This window comes from Finegoldia sp. BIOML-A2, from assembly GCF_009678315.1.
GTDB lineage: Bacteria > Bacillota > Clostridia > Tissierellales > Peptoniphilaceae > Finegoldia > Finegoldia magna.
In genome coordinates, this window is the sequence record NZ_WKZE01000001.1 from 369,251 (window position 1) to 395,230 (window position 25,980).

General features: G+C 33.4%; 30 protein-coding genes and 1 riboswitch. Of the genes, 8 read left to right on the forward strand and 22 right to left on the reverse strand.

Translation table 11 applies throughout. The features are described 5' to 3' along the window. Nucleotides 1–4: 4 nt before the first annotated feature. The 5 genes from mscL to rlmH form a co-directional block, all read right to left on the reverse strand. Nucleotides 5–406 (reverse strand): large conductance mechanosensitive channel protein MscL, encoded by a 402-nt coding sequence (gene mscL / locus GKF99_RS01690; protein ID WP_102164137.1) that lies wholly within the window; start codon nt 404–406, stop codon nt 5–7. Nucleotides 407–423: 17 nt separating this feature from the next. Beyond that, nucleotides 424–870: a hypothetical protein gene (locus tag GKF99_RS01695; RefSeq protein ID WP_154272505.1), complete on the reverse strand. Its 447-nt coding sequence runs from the start codon at nt 868–870 to the stop codon at nt 424–426. A gap of 341 nt (nt 871–1,211) precedes the next feature. After that, complete coding sequence (gene trpS, locus GKF99_RS01700; protein WP_102164135.1) at nt 1,212–2,294, reverse strand: tryptophan--tRNA ligase; 1,083 nt, start codon at nt 2,292–2,294, stop codon at nt 1,212–1,214. Nucleotides 2,295–2,296: 2 nt separating this feature from the next. Then, nucleotides 2,297–3,523 (reverse strand): CapA family protein, encoded by a 1,227-nt coding sequence (locus GKF99_RS01705; protein ID WP_154272506.1) that lies wholly within the window; start codon nt 3,521–3,523, stop codon nt 2,297–2,299. 7 nt (nt 3,524–3,530) lie between these two features. Next, nucleotides 3,531–4,010, reverse strand: a complete 480-nt coding sequence (rlmH, locus tag GKF99_RS01710) for a 23S rRNA (pseudouridine(1915)-N(3))-methyltransferase RlmH (RefSeq protein ID WP_154272507.1) — start codon at nt 4,008–4,010, stop codon at nt 3,531–3,533. Nucleotides 4,011–4,392: 382 nt separating this feature from the next. Here rlmH and GKF99_RS01715 point away from each other — a divergent pair, with 382 nt between their 5' ends. Next, complete coding sequence (locus tag GKF99_RS01715) at nt 4,393–5,073, forward strand: NYN domain-containing protein (RefSeq protein WP_154272508.1); 681 nt, start codon at nt 4,393–4,395, stop codon at nt 5,071–5,073. Between the two features lie 233 nt (nt 5,074–5,306). Here the strand turns inward: GKF99_RS01715 and rpsI are convergent, their stop codons facing one another. From rpsI to yqeC, 4 genes are all read right to left on the reverse strand, one after another. Beyond that, entirely contained in the window at nt 5,307–5,699 is a 393-nt protein-coding gene (gene rpsI, locus GKF99_RS01720) for a 30S ribosomal protein S9 (protein WP_002838975.1), read from the reverse strand. Nucleotides 5,700–5,710: 11 nt separating this feature from the next. Continuing rightward, nucleotides 5,711–6,142 carry a 50S ribosomal protein L13 gene (rplM, locus tag GKF99_RS01725; protein ID WP_002838046.1) on the reverse strand — a complete coding sequence of 144 codons (432 nt, stop codon included), beginning with the start codon at nt 6,140–6,142 and terminating at the stop codon, nt 5,711–5,713. Nucleotides 6,143–6,330: 188 nt separating this feature from the next. After that, nucleotides 6,331–6,624 carry a cupin domain-containing protein gene (locus GKF99_RS01730; RefSeq protein ID WP_154272509.1) on the reverse strand — a complete coding sequence of 98 codons (294 nt, stop codon included), beginning with the start codon at nt 6,622–6,624 and terminating at the stop codon, nt 6,331–6,333. A gap of 9 nt (nt 6,625–6,633) precedes the next feature. Next, complete coding sequence (gene yqeC, locus GKF99_RS01735) at nt 6,634–7,332, reverse strand: selenium cofactor biosynthesis protein YqeC (protein ID WP_154272510.1); 699 nt, start codon at nt 7,330–7,332, stop codon at nt 6,634–6,636. Between the two features lie 109 nt (nt 7,333–7,441). Here yqeC and GKF99_RS01740 point away from each other — a divergent pair, with 109 nt between their 5' ends. Both GKF99_RS01740 and GKF99_RS01745 read left to right on the forward strand, forming a co-directional pair. Further along, entirely contained in the window at nt 7,442–7,642 is a 201-nt protein-coding gene (locus tag GKF99_RS01740) for a hypothetical protein (protein WP_094223895.1), read from the forward strand. A 23-nt stretch (nt 7,643–7,665) separates the two neighbouring features. Further along, on the forward strand, nt 7,666–8,343 hold the full coding sequence (locus tag GKF99_RS01745; RefSeq protein WP_154272511.1) for a hypothetical protein: 678 nt from the start codon (nt 7,666–7,668) through the stop codon (nt 8,341–8,343). Between the two features lie 39 nt (nt 8,344–8,382). On the opposite strand, the gene GKF99_RS01750 is transcribed toward GKF99_RS01745, so the two are convergent. Both GKF99_RS01750 and GKF99_RS01755 read right to left on the reverse strand, forming a co-directional pair. Beyond that, nucleotides 8,383–9,993, reverse strand: coding sequence for a hypothetical protein (locus GKF99_RS01750; protein ID WP_154272512.1), 1,611 nt, complete (start codon nt 9,991–9,993; stop codon nt 8,383–8,385). Further along, nucleotides 9,986–10,687, reverse strand: a complete 702-nt coding sequence (locus tag GKF99_RS01755) for an ABC transporter ATP-binding protein (protein ID WP_154272513.1) — start codon at nt 10,685–10,687, stop codon at nt 9,986–9,988. The genes GKF99_RS01750 and GKF99_RS01755 overlap by 8 nt, the downstream gene beginning before the upstream one ends. 86 nt (nt 10,688–10,773) lie before the next feature. Here GKF99_RS01755 and GKF99_RS01760 point away from each other — a divergent pair, with 86 nt between their 5' ends. Beyond that, nucleotides 10,774–11,328 (forward strand): CD3072 family TudS-related putative desulfidase, encoded by a 555-nt coding sequence (locus tag GKF99_RS01760; protein ID WP_154272514.1) that lies wholly within the window; start codon nt 10,774–10,776, stop codon nt 11,326–11,328. Nucleotides 11,329–11,359: 31 nt separating this feature from the next. Here GKF99_RS01760 and GKF99_RS01765 read toward each other — a convergent pair whose 3' ends face one another. Further along, nucleotides 11,360–11,899: a CD3073 family putative ECF transporter S component gene (locus tag GKF99_RS01765; protein WP_002835749.1), complete on the reverse strand. Its 540-nt coding sequence runs from the start codon at nt 11,897–11,899 to the stop codon at nt 11,360–11,362. Nucleotides 11,900–12,058: 159 nt separating this feature from the next. Here GKF99_RS01765 and GKF99_RS01770 point away from each other — a divergent pair, with 159 nt between their 5' ends. Both GKF99_RS01770 and GKF99_RS01775 read left to right on the forward strand, forming a co-directional pair. Continuing rightward, entirely contained in the window at nt 12,059–13,156 is a 1,098-nt protein-coding gene (locus tag GKF99_RS01770; protein WP_154272515.1) for a cell wall-binding repeat-containing protein, read from the forward strand. Nucleotides 13,157–13,344: 188 nt separating this feature from the next. Further along, the gene (locus tag GKF99_RS01775) at nt 13,345–13,509 is read left to right on the forward strand and encodes a hypothetical protein (RefSeq protein ID WP_154272516.1); all 165 of its coding nucleotides are present in this window, start codon (nt 13,345–13,347) and stop codon (nt 13,507–13,509) included. A 73-nt stretch (nt 13,510–13,582) separates the two neighbouring features. Here the strand turns inward: GKF99_RS01775 and GKF99_RS01780 are convergent, their stop codons facing one another. From GKF99_RS01780 to GKF99_RS01790, 3 genes are read right to left on the reverse strand one after another with little or no spacing between them, the layout of a single operon-like run. Continuing rightward, nucleotides 13,583–14,113 carry a hypothetical protein gene (locus GKF99_RS01780; RefSeq protein WP_154272517.1) on the reverse strand — a complete coding sequence of 177 codons (531 nt, stop codon included), beginning with the start codon at nt 14,111–14,113 and terminating at the stop codon, nt 13,583–13,585. Next, nucleotides 14,113–14,415, reverse strand: coding sequence for an MTH1187 family thiamine-binding protein (locus GKF99_RS01785; RefSeq protein ID WP_094207702.1), 303 nt, complete (start codon nt 14,413–14,415; stop codon nt 14,113–14,115). The genes GKF99_RS01780 and GKF99_RS01785 overlap by 1 nt, the downstream gene beginning before the upstream one ends. A gap of 19 nt (nt 14,416–14,434) precedes the next feature. Then, entirely contained in the window at nt 14,435–15,304 is an 870-nt protein-coding gene (locus GKF99_RS01790; protein WP_154272518.1) for a D-alanyl-D-alanine carboxypeptidase, read from the reverse strand. A 159-nt stretch (nt 15,305–15,463) separates the two neighbouring features. Here GKF99_RS01790 and GKF99_RS01795 point away from each other — a divergent pair, with 159 nt between their 5' ends. After that, nucleotides 15,464–15,853: a hypothetical protein gene (locus GKF99_RS01795; RefSeq protein WP_154272519.1), complete on the forward strand. Its 390-nt coding sequence runs from the start codon at nt 15,464–15,466 to the stop codon at nt 15,851–15,853. Between the two features lie 45 nt (nt 15,854–15,898). On the opposite strand, the gene GKF99_RS01800 is transcribed toward GKF99_RS01795, so the two are convergent. The 4 genes from GKF99_RS01800 to pflB all read right to left on the reverse strand — a co-directional run bounded on the left by GKF99_RS01800 (nt 15,899) and on the right by pflB (nt 21,505). Further along, nucleotides 15,899–17,068: a cation:proton antiporter gene (locus GKF99_RS01800; RefSeq protein WP_154272520.1), complete on the reverse strand. Its 1,170-nt coding sequence runs from the start codon at nt 17,066–17,068 to the stop codon at nt 15,899–15,901. Between the two features lie 40 nt (nt 17,069–17,108). Continuing rightward, nucleotides 17,109–17,183, reverse strand: a riboswitch (Fluoride riboswitch). After that, entirely contained in the window at nt 17,180–17,596 is a 417-nt protein-coding gene (locus GKF99_RS01805) for a hypothetical protein (RefSeq protein WP_094225161.1), read from the reverse strand. Its footprint overlaps the riboswitch before it by 4 nt. A gap of 72 nt (nt 17,597–17,668) precedes the next feature. Continuing rightward, nucleotides 17,669–19,174, reverse strand: coding sequence for a pyruvate formate-lyase-activating protein (gene pflA, locus GKF99_RS01810; RefSeq protein WP_154272521.1), 1,506 nt, complete (start codon nt 19,172–19,174; stop codon nt 17,669–17,671). 54 nt (nt 19,175–19,228) lie between these two features. Continuing rightward, nucleotides 19,229–21,505 (reverse strand): formate C-acetyltransferase, encoded by a 2,277-nt coding sequence (gene pflB / locus GKF99_RS01815; protein WP_154272522.1) that lies wholly within the window; start codon nt 21,503–21,505, stop codon nt 19,229–19,231. 171 nt (nt 21,506–21,676) lie between these two features. Between pflB and GKF99_RS01820 the strand changes: the two genes are divergently transcribed. Continuing rightward, a complete protein-coding gene (locus tag GKF99_RS01820) occupies nt 21,677–22,189 on the forward strand; it encodes a hypothetical protein (protein WP_154272523.1) in 513 nt (170 codons plus the stop codon). A gap of 15 nt (nt 22,190–22,204) precedes the next feature. Here the strand turns inward: GKF99_RS01820 and GKF99_RS01825 are convergent, their stop codons facing one another. From GKF99_RS01825 to GKF99_RS01835, 3 genes are read right to left on the reverse strand one after another with little or no spacing between them, the layout of a single operon-like run. Continuing rightward, the gene (locus tag GKF99_RS01825) at nt 22,205–23,065 is read right to left on the reverse strand and encodes a neutral zinc metallopeptidase (protein ID WP_154272524.1); all 861 of its coding nucleotides are present in this window, start codon (nt 23,063–23,065) and stop codon (nt 22,205–22,207) included. A 49-nt stretch (nt 23,066–23,114) separates the two neighbouring features. Further along, complete coding sequence (locus GKF99_RS01830; RefSeq protein ID WP_154272525.1) at nt 23,115–23,741, reverse strand: ComF family protein; 627 nt, start codon at nt 23,739–23,741, stop codon at nt 23,115–23,117. Continuing rightward, the gene (locus GKF99_RS01835; RefSeq protein ID WP_154272526.1) at nt 23,728–25,959 is read right to left on the reverse strand and encodes an ATP-dependent RecD-like DNA helicase; all 2,232 of its coding nucleotides are present in this window, start codon (nt 25,957–25,959) and stop codon (nt 23,728–23,730) included. Before GKF99_RS01835 ends, GKF99_RS01830 begins: the two co-directional genes overlap by 14 nt. Nucleotides 25,960–25,980 lie beyond the last annotated feature (21 nt).

Sequence of the window (25,980 nt, forward strand, 5' to 3'; positions counted from 1 at the left end):
CAAATTATTCTGTTAATTCAGATGTACAATGTGGACATCTAGTAGCAGTAATGTCGATTTCACTCTTGCAATATGGGCAAGTTTTTGTTGTTGGATCAGCTGCCGGTTCTTTATGCAAAGCATCACGACCTTTGTTGATAGCCTTAACCATCAAGAAAACAATAAATGCTATAATGATAAATTTAACCAAAGCATCCAAGAACAATCCGTATTGTAACTTCACTCCTGCAACAGTTACTGCCATTTCTTTCATGTCAATTCCTGCAGTTGCAGCCCCAATCAAAGGTGCGATAAGACCGTTAATAAGTCCGTCGACCATTTCCTTAACAGCAGCACCCATGATAACGGCAACTGCCAAATCCATTACATTACCTTCAGTAATGAATTTCTTAAATTCTTTTAACATAATACCCCCTATAAAATTTATTCATTCATTAAATTCATTTTTTCCTTTTGTAAATTATACACTTCTTTTTTCAATTGTTTAATTGCGTTTTCGCAATTTCTCTTGTTATTGAGAATTTGCATTTGAATTACAGAATCAAAAACTTTGTTATCAAAATAATCTGCCAAGAAAAATGGTTTTTTATATCTGAAACCAACACTTGGTTTCTTGTCCAAATCAATCATAATATTATTGAACTTTCTAATCGCCAAGTCAGCCTTTTTCGCTTGATTCTTCGCCTTTTTTAAATTCGATCTTTTAATCATAGTAGTAATAGTCTTACCCTTGAAAATATCGAAAATTCCCCATCCTGATGCTGTAACCAAATAAGATTGCACCTCATTCAAGCTAGCTATAGCAATTTCTCCAAGCTTAATAGCTTCGTTTATATTATATAATCTAGATCCTACTTTTGCTCTTAACATAATAATCTTCCTTTCCTTTATTATTTATACCCTTAAATAATAATTTTAAGCAAATGAAAAATCAAATAAAATTTATATTTTATTAATCAATAAAAAATCAACCACCGACGTGATTGACATATATAAAAAATATAGCAAACCTTTCATGCTAAGAATATCATACGGAAAAAATTGTCATGATTTCAAATCGAATAAATCCGTCAAAATCGGACTGCGTAAGCTTCAGCGTGCTTGCGATTTTAGGATTTTGAGATTTAGAAATCAACAATTTTTGAAGTCTAGATATTCGTGTATGATGGTTTGCTATCCATAATCAACCACTGACGTGATTGATTTCTCATCTATTTGTATTTTTGTTGTTGTTTATTAATCAATTCCACATCTTCAAAGTAGTTGATCCCCATTGCAGCTTTTACTTTCTTCAAAGTTTCTGCTCCAACTTCTCTGGCATCTTCTGAACCTTTTAACAACATATCGAAGATTTCTGGAATATTTTGTTCGTAGTGTTTTCTTTTTTCTCTGATTGGCGATAATTCTTTTTGCAAAATATTGTTCAAGAATTTTTTGATTTTGACATCGCCAAGTCCACCACGTCTGTAATGATCTTTTAATTCGTCCAAATTTTTGTAATCTGGAAGAAATTCTGAGAAATCATCGTCTGTACAGAAAGCGTCCAAATAAGTGAACACTGTATTTCCTTCAACTTTTCCAGGGTCTGAGATTTGAATGTGGTTAGGATCTGTGAACATACTCATTACTTTTGATTTGACATCTTTTTCAGAATCCGACAAATAAATACAGTTACCCAATGATTTACTCATCTTAGCTTTGCCGTCTAATCCTGGAAGTCTGGAACAGATTTTATTGTCAGGAATTACAGCTTTTGGTTCAACCAAAACTTCTGAGTAATAATTGTTGAATGTTCTGACTATTTCACGTGTTTGTTCCAACATTGGAAGCTGGTCTTCTCCAACAGGAACTATGTTTGCATTGAAAAGCGTGATATCAGCTGCTTGGCTGATTGGATAAGTCAAAAATCCAACAGGAATGCTCGCTCCAAATTCTTTTTGTTTGATTTCTGCTTTAACTGTAGGATTTCTTTCGAGTCTTGAAAGTGTAACCAAGTTCATATAATAAAACATCAATTCTGTTAGTTGTTCAACGTGTGATTGCACAAAAATCGTAACTTTATTAGGATCAATCCCACAACTTAGATAATCAAGCGCAACTTCAATGATATTGTCACGAACTTTGTCTGGATTGTTAAAATTGTCAGTCAAAGCTTGTGCATCGGCAATCATGACATACATCTTGTCGAAATCCCCTTTGTTTTGCATGATAACTCTGTTTTTTAATGAGCCTACGTAATGACCCAAATGTAATTTTCCTGTTGGTCTGTCACCTGTAAGTATTATATTTCCCATTTTTACTCCTTGTTAAATATTTTTTTGTAATGTTGATTTGCTCTGTTCAATTTGGATATTATTTTGTCTTTTCTTGGATAATTTATTTCTGAATTGAGGACTTGTTTAACTGGAACTACGACATATCTTGTAGTCACACTATCTGTGTATTTGTCCACATAGTATGGCTTGTTTTCAAAACTTTTTATCGTTGTCTTATCCCCAATTTTCTCAATTTTAATGTCCGAATACACTCCAATTTCTACGCCGTAATATTGTCCGTAGGATTCTCTTTGATCTGAAACTAGATTTCCCATTGAATAAACACAATATGATTTTTTGCCGTCGTTTTCAATAACATCAGCCTTTTGTATTGTGTGCGGGTGCGATCCTATCACCAAGTCAACTCCCATATCTGAAAGTTTCTTGAACGTGTTTTTCTGATAAGAGTTGGGATAATCAGAATATTCCTCTCCCCAATGCATGTAGCACATTATCACATCGGCGTGATTTTGCTTTAAATAATCCACATCTTTTTTGATTTGTTCCATATTTATTAAATTTACCGCGGTGTCTCTTCCGGAATTAAGCATAGAATTTTCAAATCCATTGAGCATTTGTGAATAAGAGAAAAATCCAACCTTTATTCCTTTGACATCGATGATAAGTGGATTGGTCGATTCGTTCTCCTTGAAAGTTCCAGTTCTTTTCAAACCGTATTTTTCAATTGTATTGATTGTGTGGTCAATTCCTTTCAGTCTCCTATCGTAAGAATGATTATTGGCAGTGCTCACCACATCAAAGCCTGTATCTTTTAGAGCTTTTACAACATTTTCGTGCGTTGCAAATTCTGGATAACCACTCATGTCTGATTCATTTTTCGCAATAGTCGTCTCCAAATTGACTATGGATAAATCACTCTTACCCACAATATCTTTAATAACCGCAAAAGAATCCGTAAAATCATAATTTGTAGCTTTTGCTTGGCGAATTTGAGTTATGTGATTCATATAATCGCCCCAACAAGTTATGGTTATCTCTTTCTTTTCCAGATTTTTATTTTCTTTTTCGTTATCTGATTTTTTATTTGATTTTTCTTCTGATTTTGTCACATTTTTCACTTGAGAACTTTTTTGTGATGCTGTGTGAATTGGAGATTTCCCAGAAATTTCTGAATATCTAAAGCCAATCACACCAACTAAAATCACTATAAGAAAAGCCAATGCAACAGTTGTCTTTTTTCCCTTCATTTTATCCTCACTTATGATATGGTAAATTGTTAATTATTCTGAAACTTCGGTAAATTTGTTCCAACAAAATCAACCTCATCAGTTGATGTGGAAATGTAAACTTGGAAAAAGAAAGCGCATAATCGCTCCTGTCAAGTACACTTTTTCCCAGTCCCAAAGATCCGCCGATAACAAAACAAATATTAGAATGACCTTGAATGGTTAAGTTTTCAATCTTATCTGCTAATTTCTCGCTAGTAAGCTGATTTCCCAAAATTTCCAAAGTAATCACGTAGTGATTGTCCTTGATTTTCGACATAATTTTCTCCGCTTCCTTGTCCTTCACAATCTCCTTTTCGCTATCCGACAAGTTCTCTGCAGCACTCAAATCATCAACCTCAATTATGTTTAGCTTGCAGTGCGCAGATAATCTTTTCGAAAATTCAGCAATGCCTAGTTTTATGTATTTTTCCTTAACCTTACCCACCGAAATAATATCGATATTCAAAATAATCACAACCTTTTTACTTTAATAAGTATATCATATATTTAATCAAAATTTTTGTAATAATTCCCCAAAACCCCAAATGTTATTTGTAAATTCATAGAAATTAAAAGATATTGTTGCTTTTATAGTAATGTTATTAATAGTTGATTTTCTTACACAAGAATAGTATTATTTTTATAAGAAGTCCAAACTCAAAATTATTTCTTTTATTTTTTATGTGAAAATGATAAAAATTTAATTATTAATTTGGTATTGACAGAACTATCCTTGTGATTTATTATTATAGTATAACTAATGTTATATTTATCAAATACATCCTTGGTAGTAGATGTCCCACCATATGGGAACTTTCGAAACCAGGGATTTTTTAGTTGGAGGAAACATGAAAGCAGCAATTTTAATTGATGGCGGTTACTATAGAAAAGTAGCATTAAAAACTTTAAGAAAAAACAACTCTCCTGAAGATGATGCCAAAACTTTAATAAAATATTGCATGAGACACTTAAAAGAACGAAGAGGCGAAAATGAAACATTTTATGATTTATATAGAATCTTTTATTACGATTGTCCTCCTTTAGATACAAGTGTATTTCATCCATTATCTAATACGGTAATTAATATGAAAAAAGAGTATCAGTATACTTGGATGAATACGTTTCTAAAAGAATTAAAGAAAACCAGAAAAGTAGCACTGCGATTAGGACGACTGTCAGAAAATGAAACAAGATATACTTTAAAATATGAATCAGTAAAAAAATTATTAAATAAAACTTTAACTCTAGAGGAGCTAAGCAAACAAGATTTTCAGATTACATCAACTCAAAAAGGAGTGGATATGAAAATAGGGGTTGACATCGCTTCTTTAGCATATAAAAAACAAGTTGATAAGATTGTTTTACTTGCTGGTGATTCAGATTTTGTACCAGCTGCTAAATTAGCTAGAAGAGAAGGTATTGATTTTGTACTTGACTCTCTTGGAAGAAAAATAAAAGATGATCTATTTGAACACATAGATGGACTTAGATGTTGCGATGATAAATTAAAAATCCAAAATAACAGGTAACATCCTAAATAAAAAACAAAATGTTATTACACTTTTTACTTTCATAATATAACTACCCACAGACAAAAATCTATGCGTATAGTTTTGTAAATATTTTCATTAAAGAACTATCATATTATAAGCTTATTCTTGACGATGGTGTGAACTTTGGTGTGAATTTTGATAAATAAGCATAAAAAAGCACTTGATGGTGTGAACCAAAAAGTGCTTTTCCATTGATATATAATTGTTTTCTATCTCTTACTGAATTGTGGAGATTTACGAGCTTTTTTAAGACCGTATTTCTTTCTTTCCTTTTTACGAGGGTCTCTAGTTAAGAAACCTGCTCTTTTTAATTCAGCTCTGTAGTCTGGGTCAACTTCTAATAAAGCACGAGCAACACCATGTCTAATAGCACCTGCTTGACCAGTGTATCCGCCACCTTTTACATTAACAGTAACATCATAGCTTTCAGCGTTATTTGTTAATTCCAAAGCTTCCTTAGCTATAACTCTTAATGTATCGAAGTTAAAGTATTCACTTATATCTTTTTTGTTAATTGTGAATTTTCCACTTCCTGGTACTAAAGTAACTCTAGCAACAGAAGTTTTTCTTCTACCAGTTCCTTGATATCTATTATTAGCCATTTAATTACCTCCTACTTAATTTCCAAAACTTCAGGGTTTTGAGCGATGTGATCGTGATCAGCGCCTCTGTAAACTCTTAATTTTTTAGCCATTTGACGTCCTAAAGAGTTGTGAGGAAGCATGCCAACGATAGCATGAGTTACAGCTCTTTCTGGGTCTTTTTGCATTAAGTCTTTGTAGGTAATTGATTTAAGACCACCAGCGTATCCTGTGTAATGTCTTAATTCTTTTTGTTCTAATTTCTTACCTGTTAATTTAACTTTTTCTGCGTTAATTACAATTACGTAATCTCCAACATCCGCATTAGGAGTAAACATTGGTTTGTTTTTTCCTCTTAAAATAGAAGCAACTTCAGTAGATAATCTACCTAAAACAACATCTGTTGCGTCTACTACATACCATTTTCTTTGGATGTCATCTTTCTTAGGTATATAAGTTTTCATTCAATTCATCCTTTCCTTTATTTACAATATTTGGCTACTTGGACATCGCTGCCAAAAAGCGATTGTTTTCTCACCGGGAATTTAGACACGTCGCACACCCGGCCATCGGCGACTTTCTGTATTGTATAAAAGGAAATGACTCCTTTTACATACCAAAATATTATATACTCTCTTGATACAATTGTCAACTATTTTATCGTAAAACACAACCACACGCATTCATCACTTGTGCTTTTTACTTCGTGAACTACATTTTTAGGAATAAAATACGTATCCATCTCTTTGAGTCTTACATCTTTTCCTTCGACATTTAACATTGCCTCACCCTTTATCACGACAACAAATTCGTCAAAGTCCTGATTATATGGTCCTGATGTTTCGTTTTTCGATTGGATTCTGTGAATGTCAAACTTTTCATTTCTAACTATTGTATCCTTAATAATATGATTCTCATCAAAATTCAAATCTTCAAGTAAATTCATAAAATTCTCCTAGTATATTTTTATAATCTTCCCAAAACTCATCACAAAAATCTTCACGTCCACATCAATTTTATCAATAATATCCATCGCATTTTCAATATCTTGTTTTGTATCTGCCTTGTTCAAAATCAAAAACTTTTTCGCATCATATGAATTTTTGAACAGACCACAATTAGAATTGATGATTTCAGCGTAACTTTTTGTTGTCAAAGTCTTGGGTTTTCCAATAATTTTCTCCATATATTCTTTTCTGTGGCAAAATCTCTCATCAAAAGGCTTGTTCACACTATCAAGCCCCATCACACCAACGCAGTGCGTGATGTTTTTAGGATTTACAGGTTCATCTTCACGAGGAGCTTTGATAGATCTTGTCTTTGCTCCATCCGTTTCCAAAATTATATTGGAAAACAAACCTTCACCTAAAATTTTGTCGAAAAATTCAGGTTCAAATCCGATTTCTTTTGTGCCTGTACGTGATTTAGATGCGAAATATATTTTCCCATCTACAATTTTCGTTTTATCATCGAATTTGTACAAATAATCAAATCTATCCTCATTCACAATCCCCATCTTCGTAGTCGTACTTATAAGAGATGCTTCATTCATTGATTTGGACTCATTTGCAAGCAAAAAAACGCTTGAAGTTTTCCCGCCAGCACCCTGAACAGCTATCATGTTTTTATCATTCAAATTCATAAACTCCAACATAATATCACCATTTTTATTATCTCACAAAATTTTCAAATACAAAACCCAATTGAAAATCCTCATAAATGATTTATAATTAATATATAATAATATATTAAGGAAGGAACTTATGAAAATAGGATTCAGAACACCAAGCTTGAAGAAATCATTCAAAGCAAGAACAACTTCAAAGTACAAAAGACAACTAAAGTCTGCAATCGACCCAACTTACGGGAAAAAGGGCATTGGCTGGTTTAAAAACCCCAAAAAAGCGCTTTATAACAAGATTTATAACAAAACAACAAGAAGTATATTTGATATTTTCAAATAAATAAACATAAAACAGAGGTACACATGAAAAAATTTCTAAAATTATTTGGCATAGCATTTGCAATCGGAATAGCCATGCTAATCATTAGCCTTGTCTTCAAAATCGACGACAAAGTAATGCTTAAATATTATTGGATAATCGGTGGCATAGTCTTGGCAGTCATTTTAATAGTCAACACAATTTATTACTCCTACAAAACAAACGAATTGAAACATTCAATGAAATTATTCGAAGAAATGAAATACAAAGATTTCGTCAACGAATTAGAACCTAAAATTCCCAAAATTAAAAACAAACACATACAAACAGTAATGAAAATGAATTTGGGAGCAGGATATTTGGAACTTAATGAACCAAATAAAACATTGGCTACTTATGAAACAATTGCAAAAGACCAATTGAAAAATCAAGACCTTCAATTGATATATTGGCTCAACACAATGATCGCCCAATTCAAATTGAACGAGCAAAATAAGTTTAATGAGCTATTCACAACGCATGGAAAGCTTTTAAAACAATTTGAAAATAGTCCAAATTACAGCGAGAACATCAAACAATTGTATATAATGAAAAACATATTTGATGATGATTTCGTATTGGCAAGAAAAAACTTAAACGATTTGAAAAGCAAATCCACAAACCCGAGATTCAAAAAAGAATACAATAGATTGGAAAATATAATCAAACAACACGAAAAATAAAGGCTGTGAGCATCAAAACTCACAGTCTTTTTTTCATTTCTAACTTTTCTTCAAATTAAATGTTCTATCTCCCTTAGCCAACACCAAGAAATATCCTATAACTGTATAAATCACGCAAATTGCCAAGGCTACTATTCCTATATTGAAATTCAATTTTATTTGAAGGATTATTATTCCCCAGAAAAGTAATGATTCAAATGTGTTGAGTATTGAGTAGACTACGTTTTTGCTTTTTAGTCCAACTGTGAATGGTTGAAGTAACATGTACATGTAGAGTTGTTTTACCGATTGATACAAGTAGATTATGATGACTGCGACTGCGGCTTTTATTATCAAATCTGTTGTATTTAATTTTGCGGCGAATATCCAACTTATTATCAATAATAACACTAATCCAAATGTAGGTGCATTGTCTTTTAAATTTTGTTTTATTCTAAAATTTAACGTGTCTTTTATGGTTTGTTTATTGGCGTAAATCATTTGTTTCATCAAATATCTATCCATATTCAAGAACATAAATCTGTTAAATGATTCTGGAACTGCTATTTGTATTCCGAAATACAACAAGATTATCGGAAATACTGACACTAATATTTTCAACTCACTTGGTTTCGGATTGATTGTGAGTCCTCTTAGTACGATAAATCCAATTACACCAACAGCCAAAATTATTCCCGAACGAATTAGAATCATTTTTTTGTATTTGTGTTTGAATCTGTAACGGAATAATTTGTTGATGTATTCAATCCCGTTGTAATTATCGTAAATTCTCACGTTTTCTTGTGCTATTTTTTCGTCGTCGATTTGGTATGCGACTGTGTTGATGTCTTTAAATGTGTTATCACGATCGATTATAGATTTGTTTGTGATTTCAATTCTAGCGATGTGTCTGATTTTTTCTGTTTTATGAATGAAAATCGCACCAACAATGTATGCAATAATCCCGAAAATAAGCGCGTAAGTTGAATAAAATATTTGTACGAAGATTTTGGATTTCATACTGTACAACACCAAAAGTCCCATTCCAGATAATAAAATTATCCACATGCAAATGTAATTTTTAGTTAAATGTTTGTGACTTTTAGTCGAATACGCACAAATGTTGATGTATTTGATTAGTTTTCTAAATCCAAGGCAGAATACAGTGATATTCATTGCATTCATTGGGTTGATGTCAAAGATAGCGAAAAATATCGCAAATATTATTCCAGAGATTGCAAAACTAATGTCCGATAAATAATCCTGCAATACCGTGTATTTTTTAGCGTCAAGCTTGAGTGCTTTGACACAAATCGAATCGCTATTATCAAAGCTTACGTACATAAATTGAGAAATCATACTTCCGATTACAACAGACAAATAAAACAGAGATATAAGTATATTTTCTTGGATCGTTCCTTTGAAAATCTTCGCAGCTCCTATAACTGCTATTCCATAAACTGCTGCACAGTACAAGATTTTTAAAAACAATGTTTTGATTACGTATGAAATATAGAAAATTGCAGAATATCCAAAGCTCAACACGTCATTTCCATAAATATCCGAAGGAATAATCTTCTTGAAAATTGAAAGTTTACGAAGTTGATACACTGTCTGATTGAGCTTCATCTTCATAACTAATCTCAAATAAGTGTTAAGATAATTACTCATCAGACTCATCCTTTAAAATGTCGTAAAGATCTGCATCGAATTTCTCATCGTTTTTGTCCAAATCCAATTTTTGTAACTTTTTGTGATGAAGCAGTACAATTTCTTCACTCATTTGTTTTGCCAAATCCAACATGTGCGTAGACAAAACAATAATTCTTCCTTGTGATTTCAATTCCATCAACAATTTTTTGATTTGCGTACTGATTACAACATCCAAGCTTGTCAATGGCTCATCTAAAAGCAAGACTTTCGGTCTTGAGATGAACAGTGTTATCAAAGATATTTTACTTTTCATTCCGTGCGAATAATCTTTGATGAGTCTATTTTGATCTTTCTTGGAAAATTCCATCATTTCCATGTAATCTTCAACCGTTTTTATATCGTTAGGAGAATTGATGTCACGATAAAATTTGATGTATTCGTAACCTGTTAGAAATTCAGGAAGAAAATTTTCAGAAAAAAGCATTCCTATGTCTTCTTTATCAAGTTTTTCAGTTGAACCTTCATTTTCCAAGTAGAATTCTCCAGAATCAAAATCTATCTCATCGTATAAGACGTTGAACAAAGTTGTTTTTCCGGCTCCATTTCTACCCAAAACAGAAGTGATAACTCCTTCTTTGAATTCGTAATTTACTTCGTCTAGTACCAATTTGTCGTCGTATTTTTTAGTCAAATTTTTGATTACTAATTTCATTTTCTCCTCCTGTTTACTAATGTATTAATTATACCATACATTGTAGTGTTTGAAAAATATGCTATAATTATCTTACAGAGGTGCGTATGCAAGAATATAAGAATATAATTTTAGTGTCACATTGTTTATTGAACGAACTTGCTGTTGTAAAAAACGATGCTGGCAGAAAAGATAATTTGAGTTTGATCAAAAATTTAATGAAAATGAACGTTGGAATATTCCAATTACCTTGCCCAGAAAACAGAATGTACGGGCCCAATCGCTGGGGAAGCGTGTACGAACAATTCGACAATAATTTTTACAGACAAACAAGCCGTGATTTATTAAGCCCAATTGTCAACGAAATCTCCGATTATATCAAGGACGGAGTAAATTTTTTGGGAGTTATAGGAATAGACGGTTCTCCAAGTTGCGGAATCGGGCTTACTTGCAAATCAGAAGAATTCAAAGGAGAAATCTCCGCTATAAAAGACATTGCCCATTGTGTAAATTCCGTAGAAATGACAGATGACAAGGGAGTCTTCATGGAAGAATTAGAAAAATTATTCCAAAGCAAAAATATCGAGTCAAAATTTTACGGCTATAATGACAGAAACGTAGATGAAATAACAGAAAAAATCGAACAATCTATAAAAAAATAACGCATACTAGATGCGTTATTTTTGTGCTCATTTACAACATAGCTTTGACTCTTTTGTAAAGCAGCGAAACTATCGAGCAAGTTATTATTTTGTCCACTAAATTACTGGCAACTCTTGGTAAAAAAGCTGCTGAGAAAATAGTTTGGCCAGAGTTTTTGAGTGCAGTGAAGAATACATCGTTGAAATCACCAGTTATTCCACCGTACACAAATACTGCGATTGGTGTACCGATTAACGGAGCAACGATAGATAAAATTATTCCTGTCACGACTGCTGTTTTAAGATCGAATTTTCTCTTTTTAGCTATGAATCCTACTATCAAACCTACTGCCAAATTTACTAACAGAAACGGAATTTCTCTTGGATCTTTCAAAACTCCCAGGATAACATTAGTCAACGCTCCTGTACAAGCTCCCCAGAAAGGTCCCAAAACCACTGCTGTAAATACTGTGCCGACAGTGTCCATAAATAATAGCGGTATTTTCAATCCGCCTACGAAAATTCCTAAAATGATATTAATTGCAATTCCAACTGCAGCAAAAACCATTTTCTTAGTTGAGTTATTTCTCATACTTCCCTCCTTTTGTATTTGTCTAAATTATATCACAAATATTATTCACAACAAATATTTATAGTATGAAATTTGAATCTCTACAATTTTAAAACTTGCGTTCTTTCAAAATAAAAGTATGATATAATTAAGATATAGAATAAATAAAGGAGATTTGTTATGAATTTAAAAAAGAAATTATTAGTAGCAGCTCTTGCTACAGCTATGGTTTTCCCAACAGTATCTATGGCTTCAAAATTAAACGTTCAAAGATACTCAGGAAGTAGCCGTGTTGAAACTGCAGTTAACGTTAGTAAGGACCAATTCTCATCAGCAAAATCAGCTATTTTAGTTAACCAATTAGCATTCCCTGATGCTTTAAGTGCAACAGTTCTAAGCAAAGGAACTATGCCAGTATTATTCTCTGAAGCAAATAACATCAGCGCTGATACATTGAACCAATTAAAATCAATGGGCGTTGAAAATGTTTATGTTTTAGGTGGAGAAAAATCAGTATCAAACGCAGTTGTGAATTCTGTAAAATCAGCTACTAACGCTAAAGTTGTTAGAATTAACGGAGCTGACAGATACAAAACAAACGCTCAAACAATCAAAGACAACGTAAAACAAACTTCAGAAGTTGTAATCGCAAGTGGCGAAATCTACGTTGACGCATTATACGGAGTAAGCTATGCAAACAAAGTTAACGCACCAGTAATGTTAGTTCAAAAGAACAACATCCCAGCAGAAACTTTGAAAGTTTTAAAATCTATGAATGTAACTAGAATTACAATCATCGGTGGAGAAAAAACTATCACTCCTAAATTAGAAAAAGAATTATCAGAAATAGCTGTAGTAGACAGAATCGCTGGATCAAACAGATACGAAGGTTCATTGAAGGTAGCTAAGGAAGTTTACGGAGATAAGCTTCAAACTGCATTAGTAGCTAGTGGAGAAAACTTCGCAGACGCATTAGTAGCTGCACCAGTAAGTCAAAAATTGGACGCTCCAATCTTACTTGCATCCAAAAATTCAGTAGAAAGTTCTATCGTTTCTTACTTAAGAGACAACAAAGAATTAGCAAACATCAAAGTATTTGGTGGAGTTAACGCTATTGGATCAAAAGTATTAAAAGATTTGGAAAACTCTTATTATACTGTAGGTGAAAACGGAGAAAAAGTTATCGACGGTGGTACAATCATCGTAGAAAAAGTTAAAAACAATTCTACTGACAAGCCAAACGCAACAACTCCTGTTGAAACTGGAACACAAAAATAATCTATAAAAGCAAAACTGTGTGAAGTCAAATTCACACAGTTTTTTTGATTCAATTTAACCTAAAATTAAATAATATTTTACATATAAAAAATAATCAATTGATATAATCATATTAGGATAATCTAAACATAAAAATTGTCTTTAAAAAAATGTTTTTGTTAAATTTTTTGACTTACGAAAGGATGAAAATGAATAAGAAAATTTTGAGAATTATCGTTGGTTTAATATGGATATTAGTCGCTGTTTTTTCTTACAGAAGAGGTAACAATATCGCAACAATCGTATTGGCATTACTTGGACTTGTATTTATTGTCATGGGTTTTAAATCATCTGACACAACAAGTCACAACTAAAAAATGCATCATTAGTAGTAGAAGCTACAATGATGCATTTTTTTATTTACACCTATTCTTGCAATAAATTTCATCAGCTGAACAAATTATAAAACACATTCGTCGGTATCAAAAACAGATACGGTGCTGTTATTATTGCCAATGTCAAAGAAACTTTTTTGATTTGAGATTCTGACAAATCAGTATTTCTGAACGAAAATTTGCGGTTGAATATATACACCAAATATCCAGCGAACACTACTGCTAAAACCATGACCAAAATTCCCCAAGGCGTTGAGTAGTAATCGTTCATTATTGGAACTGCAATATTATCGTAGAACCATTTTGCAATATTATTTCTTGTTCCATTAATCCCGAATGATAAAATCATCAAAACAGCCGTAGCGATTATATCTGCGACAAATCCTAGTGCTACAGTCTTTGCGATCGATTTTTTTATAACCTCCATTGGTTTTTCTATTTTAATTAATTTTAAAGCCAACAAAGTTACCAAGAAATCCACCAAAATATTCAACGGTACAATCGCAATCCAAGTTACTGGATAAAGCCACACAATCCAGACTGGAAATATCAAATTATACAGTTTTACAGATTTATTGTTCATTATTTTAACTTCTTATTTACAGAGTCTAATTTTTGCTCAAATGATGCATCCTTATCTCTTCTGTCGTCAATTTTAATCACAGAATACACTCTGTCCACACCTTCTGTAAACACCGCTTCTTGCATATCGCGAACAGCCTTCAACAATTCGTCGATGTCTCCTTGCATCACAGTTCCCATTGGATTTAATTCAACTTTTATATTTTCTTTATTTCTCACATTATCGTAAGCTTTCGCAACGTATTGTGATAAACTTGTAGTTTGTGTTCCTATTGGAACTAATGTTAATTCTAAAATAGCCATTGTAATCTCCTTTTAAATTTTATAAATTCTTCAAAATCTTAATCGTATCTTGGATTTGTCCATCTCCAGGATTTTTAATATCGTCAAAATCAACACCCATCACAATAATGATGTATTTCTTGCCATTTTTTTCGGACAAAGTTGCCCAACAAAGCCCTGCTTTTTCCGTAGTACCACTTTTGCCACCAATAATTTTGAAGCCATCTTGATCGTAATCTTTCAATCTCCCAAGAACTGTACTTTCGATTTCAATTCCTTTTGGATGATCCAAAGTTTTAGTAGAAGTGTACTTATCAGTCGTGAAAATCTTGTAGAATTTTTCATTTTTCAATGAATTTTTCAACAAAAAAGCCATGTCTTTTGCACTTGAATAGTGATCATCCTCATCCATTCCCTCAGGATTTTTGAAATTCGTATTAGTTAATTCCATATTCTTTGCGTTTTCGTTCATCAAATCCACAAATTTTTCCTTGGAACCACTTGCATTAATAGCCAAACTGTCTGCACATTCTCCGGCAGAGGCAAGCATTGTTCCATATAGCAAATCCTCAAAAGTAGTGGGTTCATTTCCATAAAAACCTGCCATTGAAGCGTTTTGTGCAACAAGTTTTTGGTAGCTTTTCTTATCTATCGGAGCTTTTTTATCAAAATCTTCAATTTTTCCTATAGCTGTATACACCGTCATCATCTTGGTCAAAGACGCAGGATACTCTTTCTTGTCTGGATTTTTGGAGAAAATTTCCTTATCATCATCAATTGAGTAAACGTAAATGCAATCTGCATTAAAGCTAAGCTTGTCAAATTTATTCTCGTTTGCAAATTCAAAAATGAAGAACACTCCAACGACAATCAACAGAGTAATCCCTGCTATCTCAAGTTTCTTTTTCATAATTCACCCCGTTTGTTCATTTCAATTATACCACTAATCGTTGCTTATAAATCTCATTTGACATATCTTAACATTTTTATCTTGACATTATTTTTTATTTTGATATGATTTAGGTAAATAAATGATTTAGTTAATTAATTATATATAGGAGGTGTTTTAATGAAAAAAATAATGATATTCGTAATGATATTCGTATTGATAATTTTCCTATTAATATATTTCTTTCATACAACTAAAAAAGAAGAAAACGTAGTACTATTGGGAGTAGAATGTGACATAACAGATATTAATACCTCTGACAAAATACTTACAATTATAGGCGCTGAAGGTGGCAGGGAAATTATTCAACAAGAGTCAAAAATTGACTGCAAAGATTTAGAAAAAGATGGTAAAATAGTGGAATTTAATTCCTCAAACCAACCAAAGATTATAAAATTTGATGATTTAAAACAATCTGACAGGATTAAAATAAATGTAGATGAAAAAGAACTACAAAACAATAATAAATTTTTGAAAGTAAAACAAATCGAATTGTTAAACAAAAACTAGAATAAATTGGCTACAACTGCCAGTTATTCTAGTTTTTTTAATTTTTTATCTTGTTAACAATTTCTTATACAAATTATCCACCATTATCGCTCCAAATGGTGCAGTAATCAAAATAGAAATAACCGCTACAGTCAATGCCATATCCCCCACTTTCAATCCCATCGATAGAGGAATTGCACCGATTGCTGCTTGTACTGTCGCCTTTGGAGTGTAGGCTATCATGCAGAATAATCTTTCTTTTGGTGTTAATTTTGTTTTCAAAACAGATGCGTACACTCCAATCATTCTAAAAATCAATGCGCAAATTACCAAAACGACCACCATGATTCCAGAATTTATCGCGTATTTTACATTCACAGTCGCCCCTACTAAAACGAACAAGAATATTTCTGCACCAACCCACAATTTATTGTACTTTTCTGATAATCTTTCTGCCAAATCTTCGTAAATCTTCTTTACAACCATGGACATCGCCATTATTGCGATAAGTCCAGAAAATGGAATCGGAGTAATTTTTTCCAATTCTAAAAGCAAGAACGAAATGCTCAACACAATCAACACTTTCACAGTGTCACGCATATGAAATGTTTTGAAAAATTTCACCAATAAAAATCCTATTCCAGCTCCTACGACACTTCCTATCAAAATAGAAAAAGGAATGGCGATGAATTTGAACATATTGATGTCTCCTGTTTGTGCGAGAGATGTCAGAGATGTGAACACAACAATGCAGAAAACATCGTCGCAGCTACTTCCTGCCAAGATAAGTTGTGGAATTTTGTGTTCATCTCCGTAGCCTTGTTCAATTAATTTTATCATTCGTGGAACGACAACTGCAGGAGACACCGCAGCGATAATCGATCCGATTATAAATGCATCCAACACATCCACCTTCAAAAATATCGGTGCTAATATTCCCACAGCGCACATTTCAAAAACTGCCGGCACGAAACACATTAACACCGCAGGTCGTCCGATTTTTTTCAAATCGTCAATGTCCAGTGACAACCCCGCACGAGTCAATATAATCACAAGTGCAATAGTTCTAATTTCAGATGAAATATCCAAAATTTTCTTGTCAATCAGATTCATGGCGAACGGTCCGAGAGTTATTCCCACGATTAAGAATGCCAATATAGGTGGCAATTTTATTTTTTTGAAAAATTTCCCCAATATCAACGACAAAATAATTATAATTGCTATACTTTTTAACATAATTCCTCCATTTATATAATAAAAAAGCTGATGAGATCTGTAAAAAACAGAAGTCATCAGCAAAATTTTTGCGTTTTAGTTAATAACAAGGGAGCACTTCATTCCCCACATCTATTTCCATGAAAGTTCAAACTTACCACATGCTTTGTTGTAGTTAAAAACCAAGCGGTATTTCTCGGATTCGTTCAAATAATCAGAAGAATATCCATTCATCTTGTTTAATTCGAACACTTTGTTGCCCAATGAATCTATGAGGCTAACTGTAACGTTGCCGCTTTCCAATTCATTGTCCAATTTAAAATCGTAAAATCCGCTTTTTTTGACTTTGAACACTTTTGTAGCTTTCCCGCTAGTTTTTTTCAAACTTGCGTGAATATTGTCCTCCAAAATCCCATGTGTCTGATAAAACCACAAGGCAGACATGCTCCTAAAATATCCAACTCCATTCATATACATAAAGTATACCACTGCAACAATTGCAATTACCGAAAAAATAATTAATGAGCTCGGCTCACCGGGTAAATCCATAATAAAAAATCCTCCATATATTTCAAAATTTCTGATAATAATATACCACAACAGCAAGTTTTTTACAATAAACTACAACACCAATTCTTCTAATATTTTGACATTTTTAATCACAATGACCTTGCTTCCTATCAAATTGATATATCCAAGCTTTTTGAACTCACCTAGTTTTCTAGTAATAGTTTCTCTTGTTAGCCCAGAATAATTTCCAAGTTCTTCCCTGTTCATCGCAAGTTCTAGCTTTATTCCATCCTTAGTTTCCACGCCCATTGTATCTTTTAATCGTAATAAAAGCGCCGCTGTTTTCATAGTAGCATTGCTAGTGGATAATCTTTGCACCAAATCTTCTGCAAGTCTAATTCTTTCGAAACTTTTCTTCAAAATTTTAGTAAGAGCAAGTGGTGAATTTATCAAATATTTATTGAAAATATCCCTAGGAATCATTATAACTTCACAGTCTGTCAATGCTTGACCCATGTAGATGTATTCCACATCTTCCAAAATATTATGACCACCCACAAAATCATTTTCGTGATACAAATACAAAATTTGTTCTCTTCCATCAATCGTATTGTGAAAAACTTTTATCGTACCTTTGTGGATTACATACATGTTTTCGGCAGAATCTCCAGGCTTAAAGATGTAGTCTTCTGCTTTTAATTTCAAAAACTTCAACTTGTCGATTACCTCATCGTAATCCACATCGTCAATTCCCTTGAAAAGCTCCACATCTTTTATAGCTTCCAACAAGTATTTTTTATCATCTTCCATATTAAATTGCTCCTCTGTTATTTTCTTAGCTTGAAAATTCAAAGCCTCATCACGTCTGCTGTCGCTTACGGTCTTCGCAAATTGTGCATTAACGTATTTTTCAAATTTTTCGGCTGTTTTTTTATCCATTGCTTCGACATTTTCAAGGAAGTATTTTCTACCCAAATTTTCGTATTTGTATACTCCACCTAAATGATATGGTAAAATTTCAATTCTTTCAACCATATTTTTTATTTTATCTAAAGATTCTACAAACTTATCCATTTCTTCGTAGTTATCAGTAAATCCAGGAACCATGACATGTCTAGCCCAAATATTTCCGCAAAATCCATTAGATTCTAAATCATTTACAAATTCTAGGAAATTTTTGTCTTCCATAAATGTAATTTGTTTGTACAATTTGGAGTCGAAAGCTTTGAAATCAAGTAGCATTGTGTCGATATAAGGAAGAATTTCTGAGTAGTATTTTTTATCGCCAACACCTGATGTATCCAAGCAAGTGTTAAAGCCTTCTTGTTTGAGTCTTTTCACCAATTCTTTTAAGAATTCTCCCTGCAACAGAGGTTCTCCTCCAGAAATCGTGACTCCACCTTCTTGTCCGTGATACGGCTTGTATCTTTTCGCTATTTTTATGATTTCATCTACAGTGTATTCTTTTCCACCATGTATGCTTTGAGAATCTGGATTGTGACAGTAAACGCATTTCAATGGACAACCTTGCAAGAAAAATATAGTTCTGTTTCCCGGTCCATCGACAAGTCCCATAGTTTCTATAGAATGCACGTAACCTTTTATTTCATTGTCCATAATTTTCTCCCATCGTCAAAAAGGGCATACGAATATGCCCTTAATAAAATGTATTTATACAAACTCATGGAATGTTCTGTTAATTACATCTAGTTGATGTTCGTGGTCCAATTGGTTAAATCTTACAGCATATCCCGAAACTCTTATAGTTAAGTTTGGATATTTTTCTGGGTTTTCCATCGCGTCTTCCAACAATTCACGATCCATTACGTTAACGTTCAAATGGAAAGCGTCTTGGTTGAAATATCCATTCATGATGTTTGTCAAGTTTGTTATTCTTTCTTCTTCGTTTTTGCCAAGCGCATTTGGAATGATTGAGAAAGTATTTGAAATACCGTCTTGATTTACGTTTTTGTAAGGCATTTTTGCTACGGAGTTCAATGAAGCAAGTGCTCCTGATTTGTCTGCGCCATTCATTGGGTTTGCTCCTGGTGCAAATGGTTCGCCTTTTTTACGTCCGTCTGGTGTGCTTCCAGTTTTCTTACCGTAAGTTACATTTGATGTGATTGTCAACAAACTCAAAGTGTGTTCTGCATTTCTGTAAGCTTTTGTTTTTCTCAAAGATTCTATGAAGTATTTGCTTATAGCTATTGCCAAATCATCTGCTCTGTCATCGTCATTTCCGTATCTTGGGAAATCTCCTTCAACTTCAAAATCAACAGCCAATCCGTTTTCGTCTCTGATTGGTTTTACTTTAGCATATTTTATGGCTGACAATGAATCTGCTGCAATAGCAATTCCTGCGATACCAAATGCTATGAATCTGTGAACTTCTGGATCGTGAAGAGCCATTTGTCCTTTTTCATAAGCGTATTTATCGTGCATGAAGTGAATTGTGTTCATTGTATTCACATAAACTTTCGCAAGTTTATCGATTACTTTTTTGTAATTTTCAAGAACTTTATCGTAATCCAAAATTTCTGAATCGTCTTTTTCAATTCCATCGATAACAGTTACGATATCGCCTGTTTTCTTGTCTCTGTAAACTTCGTCTACACCACCGTTGATTGAATACAAAAGTGCTTTTGCAAGGTTTGCTCTAGCTCCGAAATATTGCATTTGTTTTCCAACTTGCATTGCAGATACACAACATGCTATTGCGTAGTCGTCGCCGTAGACATCACGCATTACATCGTCGTTTTCGTATTGAATGGATGCTGTTTTGATACTCATCATTGAACAGAAATCCTTGAAAGCGCGTGGCAAATTATCTGACCACAAAACTGTCATGTTTGGTTCTGGTGATGTGTCGATGTTGATTAAAGTGTGCAAAAATCTGAATGAAGTTTTCGTAACCAAAGTTCTTCCGTCAACGCCCATTCCACCGATTGATTCTGTAACCCAAGTAGGATCTCCAGCGAATAATTCATCGTATTCAGGAGTACGAAGATGTCTAACCATTCTAAGTTTGATAACTAATTGATCCACCAATTCTTGTGCGTGGTCTTCATCCAAAATCCCCTTGTCCATATCTCTTTTGATATAAATATCTAAGAATGCTGTGTTTCTTCCGATTGACATCGCAGCTCCGTTGTTTTCTTTTACAGCTGCCAAATATCCAAAATACAACCATTGAACAGCTTCAGTTGCATTCATCGCTGGTCTTGATATATCAAATCCATAACTCATCGCCATGTCTTTTATTTCATCGAAAGCTCTGATTTGTTCAGAAAATTCTTCACGTCTACGAATGATTTCTTCAGTAGCATCTCCTGTCAAATTTTCCTTGTCTCTAATTCTCATAGCTTTCAAATAATCGATACCGTACAAAGCAATTCTTCTGTAATCGCCGATAATTCTTCCTCTTCCGTACGCATCAGGAAGTCCTGTCAACAAACCAACTGATCTGAAAGTTCTCATTTCTTTCGTGTAAGCGTCAAATGTTCCTTGGTTGTGTGTTTTTCTGTATTCGTTGAATTTCTCTTTTATAACTGGATCCATTTCCAAATCATAAGCCTTCAAAGAATTTTCAACCATTCTGAAACCACCATATGGATTCATAATTCTTTTCATAGGTTCATCTGTTTGTAATCCAAAAACAACTTCATTGTCCTTGTCGATATATCCTGCATTGAAATTATTAATTCCGCTGAATCTTTCAAGGTCAACCTTGATTTTCTTAGATTTTACTTCTTCAGCGATCATATCGTTTACTTCGTTCCACAAAGTTTTAGTTTTTTGTGTTGGACCTACTAGGAAAGAATCGTCTCCTTCGTATGGAGTGTAGTTTTGTTGAATAAAATCTCTCACATTGATTTCATCTGCCCAGTCTCCATCATTGAAACCTTCCCAAGCTTTTTTGAATTGTTCATTATCGAATAAATTGCTCATACATATCTCCTTTTCTTATTCTTAACGTTATATTAAGTATATGTTAAGGCAATTTTAAATACTGTGATTATAATCACTCCGTGATAATTTTTATCATAGAAATCTTACAATATTTCAATATTGCTTGTAAATAAGTAAAAAATAGGATATATTTTAAATACGGAGGGTTTTATGAGAATAAAAATATCTAACAGTAAACTAATAATTCTTGCAATTCTAACATTTGTGATAGAAACCATCGCCGTTGTTGCGACGCAAAATCTCACAGGAATTAATAGAATTTTCATTATAATTTCATTTACTTTAATCACAACGTTCGCACTTTTTCTAAGTTATATCTTGATTCAAGTGCTTCACAATATGATAATGGACAGAAAAATCGCCGGTGAAATCAGAAAATACATGCTTGATTACGAACAAAATGGAAATTTGGACAAATTATTTCAAAATTTCAAAAAAATAAAAGACAAACCAAAAACAGATTATGCAAAAAGCTTGTATTATTTTAACTTGGCGATTGCCTATGTGGAAGATCATCAATTCCAAAAAGCACGAGAAGTATTACAAAAATCCACATTTCAAAAATACAACCAATCATTTAATCAGATTTTCAAAATGCTTTTGAATGATATCGACAAACACGAAAAAGAATACAACGAAACCAAAAAGACGCCAGAAAATTAATTCTGGCGTCTTTTGTTATTGTATTCTAAGTCCCATTTCACCGAATGTATCTGCGTGGTCAAAATCGTGGTATTTAAATCCTCGTTGGAACCATTCGTTTCTAAGTTCAGATGATCCGTGAGTGAATTTTTCTGGTTGGACATATCCTTGTCCCATTTTTTGAATGTGATCGTCACCGACACTTTGAACTGCACTTATCGCTTCTTCAATATCTCCTTCTTCCAAGTAGCCTTTCTCTTTAATATAATAACTGAACACTCCTGCAAAATAATCTGCTTGTGTTTCCAAAGCTACTGAATATTTATTGGCATCTTTTTCGTTCAGTCTACGTTGAATATTGTGAACTCTATCCAAAATTCCTAGTTCTTTTTGGACGTGGTGGCCAACTTCATGCGCCAGTACATAAGCCATCGCATAATCTCCACCGTCAGCTCCAAGCTTTTGAGTCAACATATTATAAAAAGTTACATCCATGTAGATTGTTTGATCCAGTGAACAATAAAACGGTCCTACGTTTTTATCAGCATTTCCGCAACCTGTTGACACTGCTCCTTCAAAGAAATGAAGCTTTGGTTCTTCGTAATTTTTGTTTATTTCAGAAAATTTTTCGTGCCACACATCTTCTGTGTCTTTCAACACAACGCTTAGCATCTTTTCGGCTTCTGCAACTTCCTTGCTGCTAGCTTTTTCAGAATTGTTAACTTGTTGTTCCTGCTGTGTTCTGTTTTGTTCATTGATAATATCTCGTGGATTTCCTCCAAACAAAGAATATACAATCACAAGCAAAAGCAGTCCGACACCACCGATTTTAACCGGTCCACCTCCGGATGAACCTCTGCCAACATTTGAACTTCCTTCTCTACCTTGCCATTTCATATTTTGCCCCCAATATATTAATTTTTCGTTAATTTATTTATACCCATTTTTAATATTTTTCATTAGACCTGCTAGACACTGCGACAAATTTTAAATCCACATAATTCTCATTCAAAGTTTTCTTGATTTCTCTTAAAGTGTTCTTCGTAGTCACAATATCGTCCAAAACCAGAATTTTCTTATTTGATAAATCAGCGTTCACTTCAAACGCTCCTCGTAGGTTTTCAATTCTTTGAAGCTGCGATAAATTATGCTGAATTTTGGTTTCCTTCACTTTTACAATCGCATCTGGCAAATACTCCATGTCCAGAATCTTTGCCACTTCCTTTGCAATCTCGTGAATGTGATCAAACCCACGTCTATTTATCGTAGATTTTGTCGAAGGAACTTTAAGCAAAGTATAGTCTTGTAAATTTTTTTGCTTTATTTTATCAGCCACTGCATCTGCCAAGAAATATTTCACAACTTGTTTGCGGCTGAGCTTGTAATCGTAGATGAGTTTCTTCGTCAAACCCTGATGAAGTAATGGGAAATAGCAATCCGTACCGTCGATATCCCTGTAGCCATCCACAAAAACCAATTTGTCAAAGCAATCTTCGCACAACAAATATTTGTACTGTTTTTTCTCGTGACAAATTATACAACGCTTTTGAAATAATAAACTAAAATCCCTCATCTTCGAACATCTCTCTCATCATTTCTTGTTCGTCATCGTCTATGTCAAAGTCCATGTATTGTTTGATTCTCCTGTCCAATCCAGAATTTCTTTTCATTATTTTATTATTGGATATCATTTGTCTCAAAATTTTAAGGCTTCCAACCAAAACGACTATTTCTCTCGCTCTTGTGATTGCTGTATAGAGCAAATTTCTCGTCAACAACATAAAAGGAGCTTGTGTGACTGGAATTACAACAATCGGAAACTCACTTCCTTGTGATTTGTGAATAGTAATCGCATAAGACAACGTCAAACCGTCGCATTCTTTTTTCGTGAAACTTGCAGTTTTATCGTCAAACAACACATCAATCGTCTCATCAATCGGATCGACGTATGTTACTCTTCCGATATCTCCATTGAAAACGCCCATCGAATCATCGTCAATAAATTCCTTAGTGTACTCATTTTTGATTTGCATAACTTTGTCGTTGAGCCTGAAAATCCTGTCTCTTTGTTCGATTTCTTCTGTCATCTGAGTTTTGGGATTCAAAACTTCTTGCAAAGAAGCATTTAATTCCTTCGTTCCACAGCTAGATTTTTTCATCGGAGTTAGAACAATTATATCGTCAAACTCATCTTTTTTGTAGAAATTTGGTAGTCTCTGTGCGCACAAATCGAGAATCGTCTGCTTGGCTTTTTCTGGATCATTTTCTTCTATAAAGAAAAAATCCTTGCCCTTTTCATTCAAAATAGGAAACTCTCCGTTGTTAATCCTGTGCGCATTCACAATAATATTGGAGTTTTGAGCTTGACGGAAAATTTTAGTAAGTTTTATCGTAGTGATTTCTCCACATTCTATCAAATCGTTAAGCACGTTTCCAGCTTGTACACTTGGAAGCTGGTCACAGTCTCCCACAAAAACTACTCTCGTATTGGAATCCAACGCTCTCAATAAACTATCCGCTATGAAAATATCCATCATACTAGCTTCATCTATGATTATCAAATCACAATCTATAGGATTATCTTCGTCGTGGTCAAAAATCGTTCCGTTTTCAACTGGAATGTATCCCAAAATTCTGTGAATAGTCTTCGCTTCTTCGTTGCAGCTTTCAGAAAGCCTCTTAGCTGCACGACCAGTAGGCGCTGCAAGAATTATTTCCTTGTCATTATTCTTGAAAATTTTCGTAATATTGTTGATAATCGTAGTCTTTCCTGTACCAGGTCCACCCGTAATTATCAGCATTTTTTCGGTCATAGATTTCTTGATGGCTTCGATTTGTAATTCATCCAAGTGTTCTTTTTCTAGTTTTGAAAGCTCGTATTCCACATCGAACTCGTCTTCTATTTCGCTGTTCAAAATATTCGCAATATTCCTCGCACATCTCATCTCTGATTTTTCGATTTGTGGAAGGTAGACTCTGTTATCATCACCAGTATCATCGATTGCAATAATTCCATTTACAATCAAAGATTCCAACGTTTCTTGTCTGTTTTTAATTTCAATGTCAAGAAGTTTTTCTACTCCATCTATCAAATCGTCTTCCAAAACGTAGCAATTCCCATTGGAATTTGCTTCCTTCTCCATAAAATATTTGAACGCAGCCTTAATCCTAAATGGAGAATCTGGTTCAATGTCAATCCTCTGCGCAATGATGTCCGCCGTTCTAAATCCAATTCCCCTAATATCGTCAATCAAAGTGTATGGATTTTGCATGATAATCTTTTTAGTATCTTCCTTGTAAAAATCAGAAATAATATTTGCTTGATGAAGACTTAGTCCCAATGATTGCAAATACAAAAAAATCTCTGCGTATTCTTTTTTCTCGTCGAGCGATTCTTTTATTTTTTTGTAGTTTTTCTTCCCAATTCCTTTGACTTGTAATAATTTGGATGGAGAATTTTTCAAAATTTCCATTGTATCTTCGCCAAATTCTTCTACGATTCTTCTTGCAGTTGTTTCTCCAATTCCTTTAATCAAACCACTTTGAAGATAATTTATAATATTGTACATGCTAGGCTTACTGGATCTTTCGACGAAAATTATGTTGTATTGTTCGCCATATTTCGGATCTTGAACTTTATTTGCCTCAATATCCAAGAAATCTCCCGGCATAACCTTGAAACTATTTCCCTTGATAATTCTCTCTTCACCGTCTTTGTCTACAGAAAAAATCCTGAAACCATTGGACTCGTTTTCAAATATTATATTTTTGACAGTTGCTGAAAATTTCATACACTCACCTACAAAAAAGAG

Bases quoted from the DNA above. Each gene is read 5' to 3' on its own strand.
- mscL (WP_102164137.1), bottom strand. From the start codon at position 406: ATGTTAAAAGAATTTAAGAAATTCATTACTGAAGGTAATGTAATGGAT.
- GKF99_RS01695 (WP_154272505.1), bottom strand. From the start codon at position 870: ATGTTAAGAGCAAAAGTAGGATCTAGATTATATAATATAAACGAAGCT.
- trpS (WP_102164135.1), bottom strand. From the start codon at position 2,294: ATGGGAAATATAATACTTACAGGTGACAGACCAACAGGAAAATTACAT.
- GKF99_RS01705 (WP_154272506.1), bottom strand. From the start codon at position 3,523: ATGAAGGGAAAAAAGACAACTGTTGCATTGGCTTTTCTTATAGTGATT.
- GKF99_RS01715 (WP_154272508.1), top strand. From the start codon at position 4,393: ATGAAAGCAGCAATTTTAATTGATGGCGGTTACTATAGAAAAGTAGCA.
- rpsI (WP_002838975.1), bottom strand. From the start codon at position 5,699: ATGGCTAATAATAGATATCAAGGAACTGGTAGAAGAAAAACTTCTGTT.
- rplM (WP_002838046.1), bottom strand. From the start codon at position 6,142: ATGAAAACTTATATACCTAAGAAAGATGACATCCAAAGAAAATGGTAT.
- GKF99_RS01730 (WP_154272509.1), bottom strand. From the start codon at position 6,624: ATGAATTTACTTGAAGATTTGAATTTTGATGAGAATCATATTATTAAG.
- yqeC (WP_154272510.1), bottom strand. From the start codon at position 7,332: ATGTTGGAGTTTATGAATTTGAATGATAAAAACATGATAGCTGTTCAG.
- GKF99_RS01740 (WP_094223895.1), top strand. From the start codon at position 7,442: ATGAAAATAGGATTCAGAACACCAAGCTTGAAGAAATCATTCAAAGCA.
- GKF99_RS01745 (WP_154272511.1), top strand. From the start codon at position 7,666: ATGAAAAAATTTCTAAAATTATTTGGCATAGCATTTGCAATCGGAATA.
- GKF99_RS01750 (WP_154272512.1), bottom strand. From the start codon at position 9,993: ATGAGTAATTATCTTAACACTTATTTGAGATTAGTTATGAAGATGAAG.
- GKF99_RS01755 (WP_154272513.1), bottom strand. From the start codon at position 10,687: ATGAAATTAGTAATCAAAAATTTGACTAAAAAATACGACGACAAATTG.
- GKF99_RS01760 (WP_154272514.1), top strand. From the start codon at position 10,774: ATGCAAGAATATAAGAATATAATTTTAGTGTCACATTGTTTATTGAAC.
- GKF99_RS01765 (WP_002835749.1), bottom strand. From the start codon at position 11,899: ATGAGAAATAACTCAACTAAGAAAATGGTTTTTGCTGCAGTTGGAATT.
- GKF99_RS01770 (WP_154272515.1), top strand. From the start codon at position 12,059: ATGAATTTAAAAAAGAAATTATTAGTAGCAGCTCTTGCTACAGCTATG.
- GKF99_RS01775 (WP_154272516.1), top strand. From the start codon at position 13,345: ATGAATAAGAAAATTTTGAGAATTATCGTTGGTTTAATATGGATATTA.
- GKF99_RS01780 (WP_154272517.1), bottom strand. From the start codon at position 14,113: ATGAACAATAAATCTGTAAAACTGTATAATTTGATATTTCCAGTCTGG.
- GKF99_RS01785 (WP_094207702.1), bottom strand. From the start codon at position 14,415: ATGGCTATTTTAGAATTAACATTAGTTCCAATAGGAACACAAACTACA.
- GKF99_RS01790 (WP_154272518.1), bottom strand. From the start codon at position 15,304: ATGAAAAAGAAACTTGAGATAGCAGGGATTACTCTGTTGATTGTCGTT.
- GKF99_RS01795 (WP_154272519.1), top strand. From the start codon at position 15,464: ATGAAAAAAATAATGATATTCGTAATGATATTCGTATTGATAATTTTC.
- GKF99_RS01800 (WP_154272520.1), bottom strand. From the start codon at position 17,068: ATGTTAAAAAGTATAGCAATTATAATTATTTTGTCGTTGATATTGGGG.
- GKF99_RS01805 (WP_094225161.1), bottom strand. From the start codon at position 17,596: ATGGATTTACCCGGTGAGCCGAGCTCATTAATTATTTTTTCGGTAATT.
- pflA (WP_154272521.1), bottom strand. From the start codon at position 19,174: ATGGACAATGAAATAAAAGGTTACGTGCATTCTATAGAAACTATGGGA.
- pflB (WP_154272522.1), bottom strand. From the start codon at position 21,505: ATGAGCAATTTATTCGATAATGAACAATTCAAAAAAGCTTGGGAAGGT.
- GKF99_RS01820 (WP_154272523.1), top strand. From the start codon at position 21,677: ATGAGAATAAAAATATCTAACAGTAAACTAATAATTCTTGCAATTCTA.
- GKF99_RS01825 (WP_154272524.1), bottom strand. From the start codon at position 23,065: ATGAAATGGCAAGGTAGAGAAGGAAGTTCAAATGTTGGCAGAGGTTCA.
- GKF99_RS01830 (WP_154272525.1), bottom strand. From the start codon at position 23,741: ATGAGGGATTTTAGTTTATTATTTCAAAAGCGTTGTATAATTTGTCAC.
- GKF99_RS01835 (WP_154272526.1), bottom strand. From the start codon at position 25,959: ATGAAATTTTCAGCAACTGTCAAAAATATAATATTTGAAAACGAGTCC.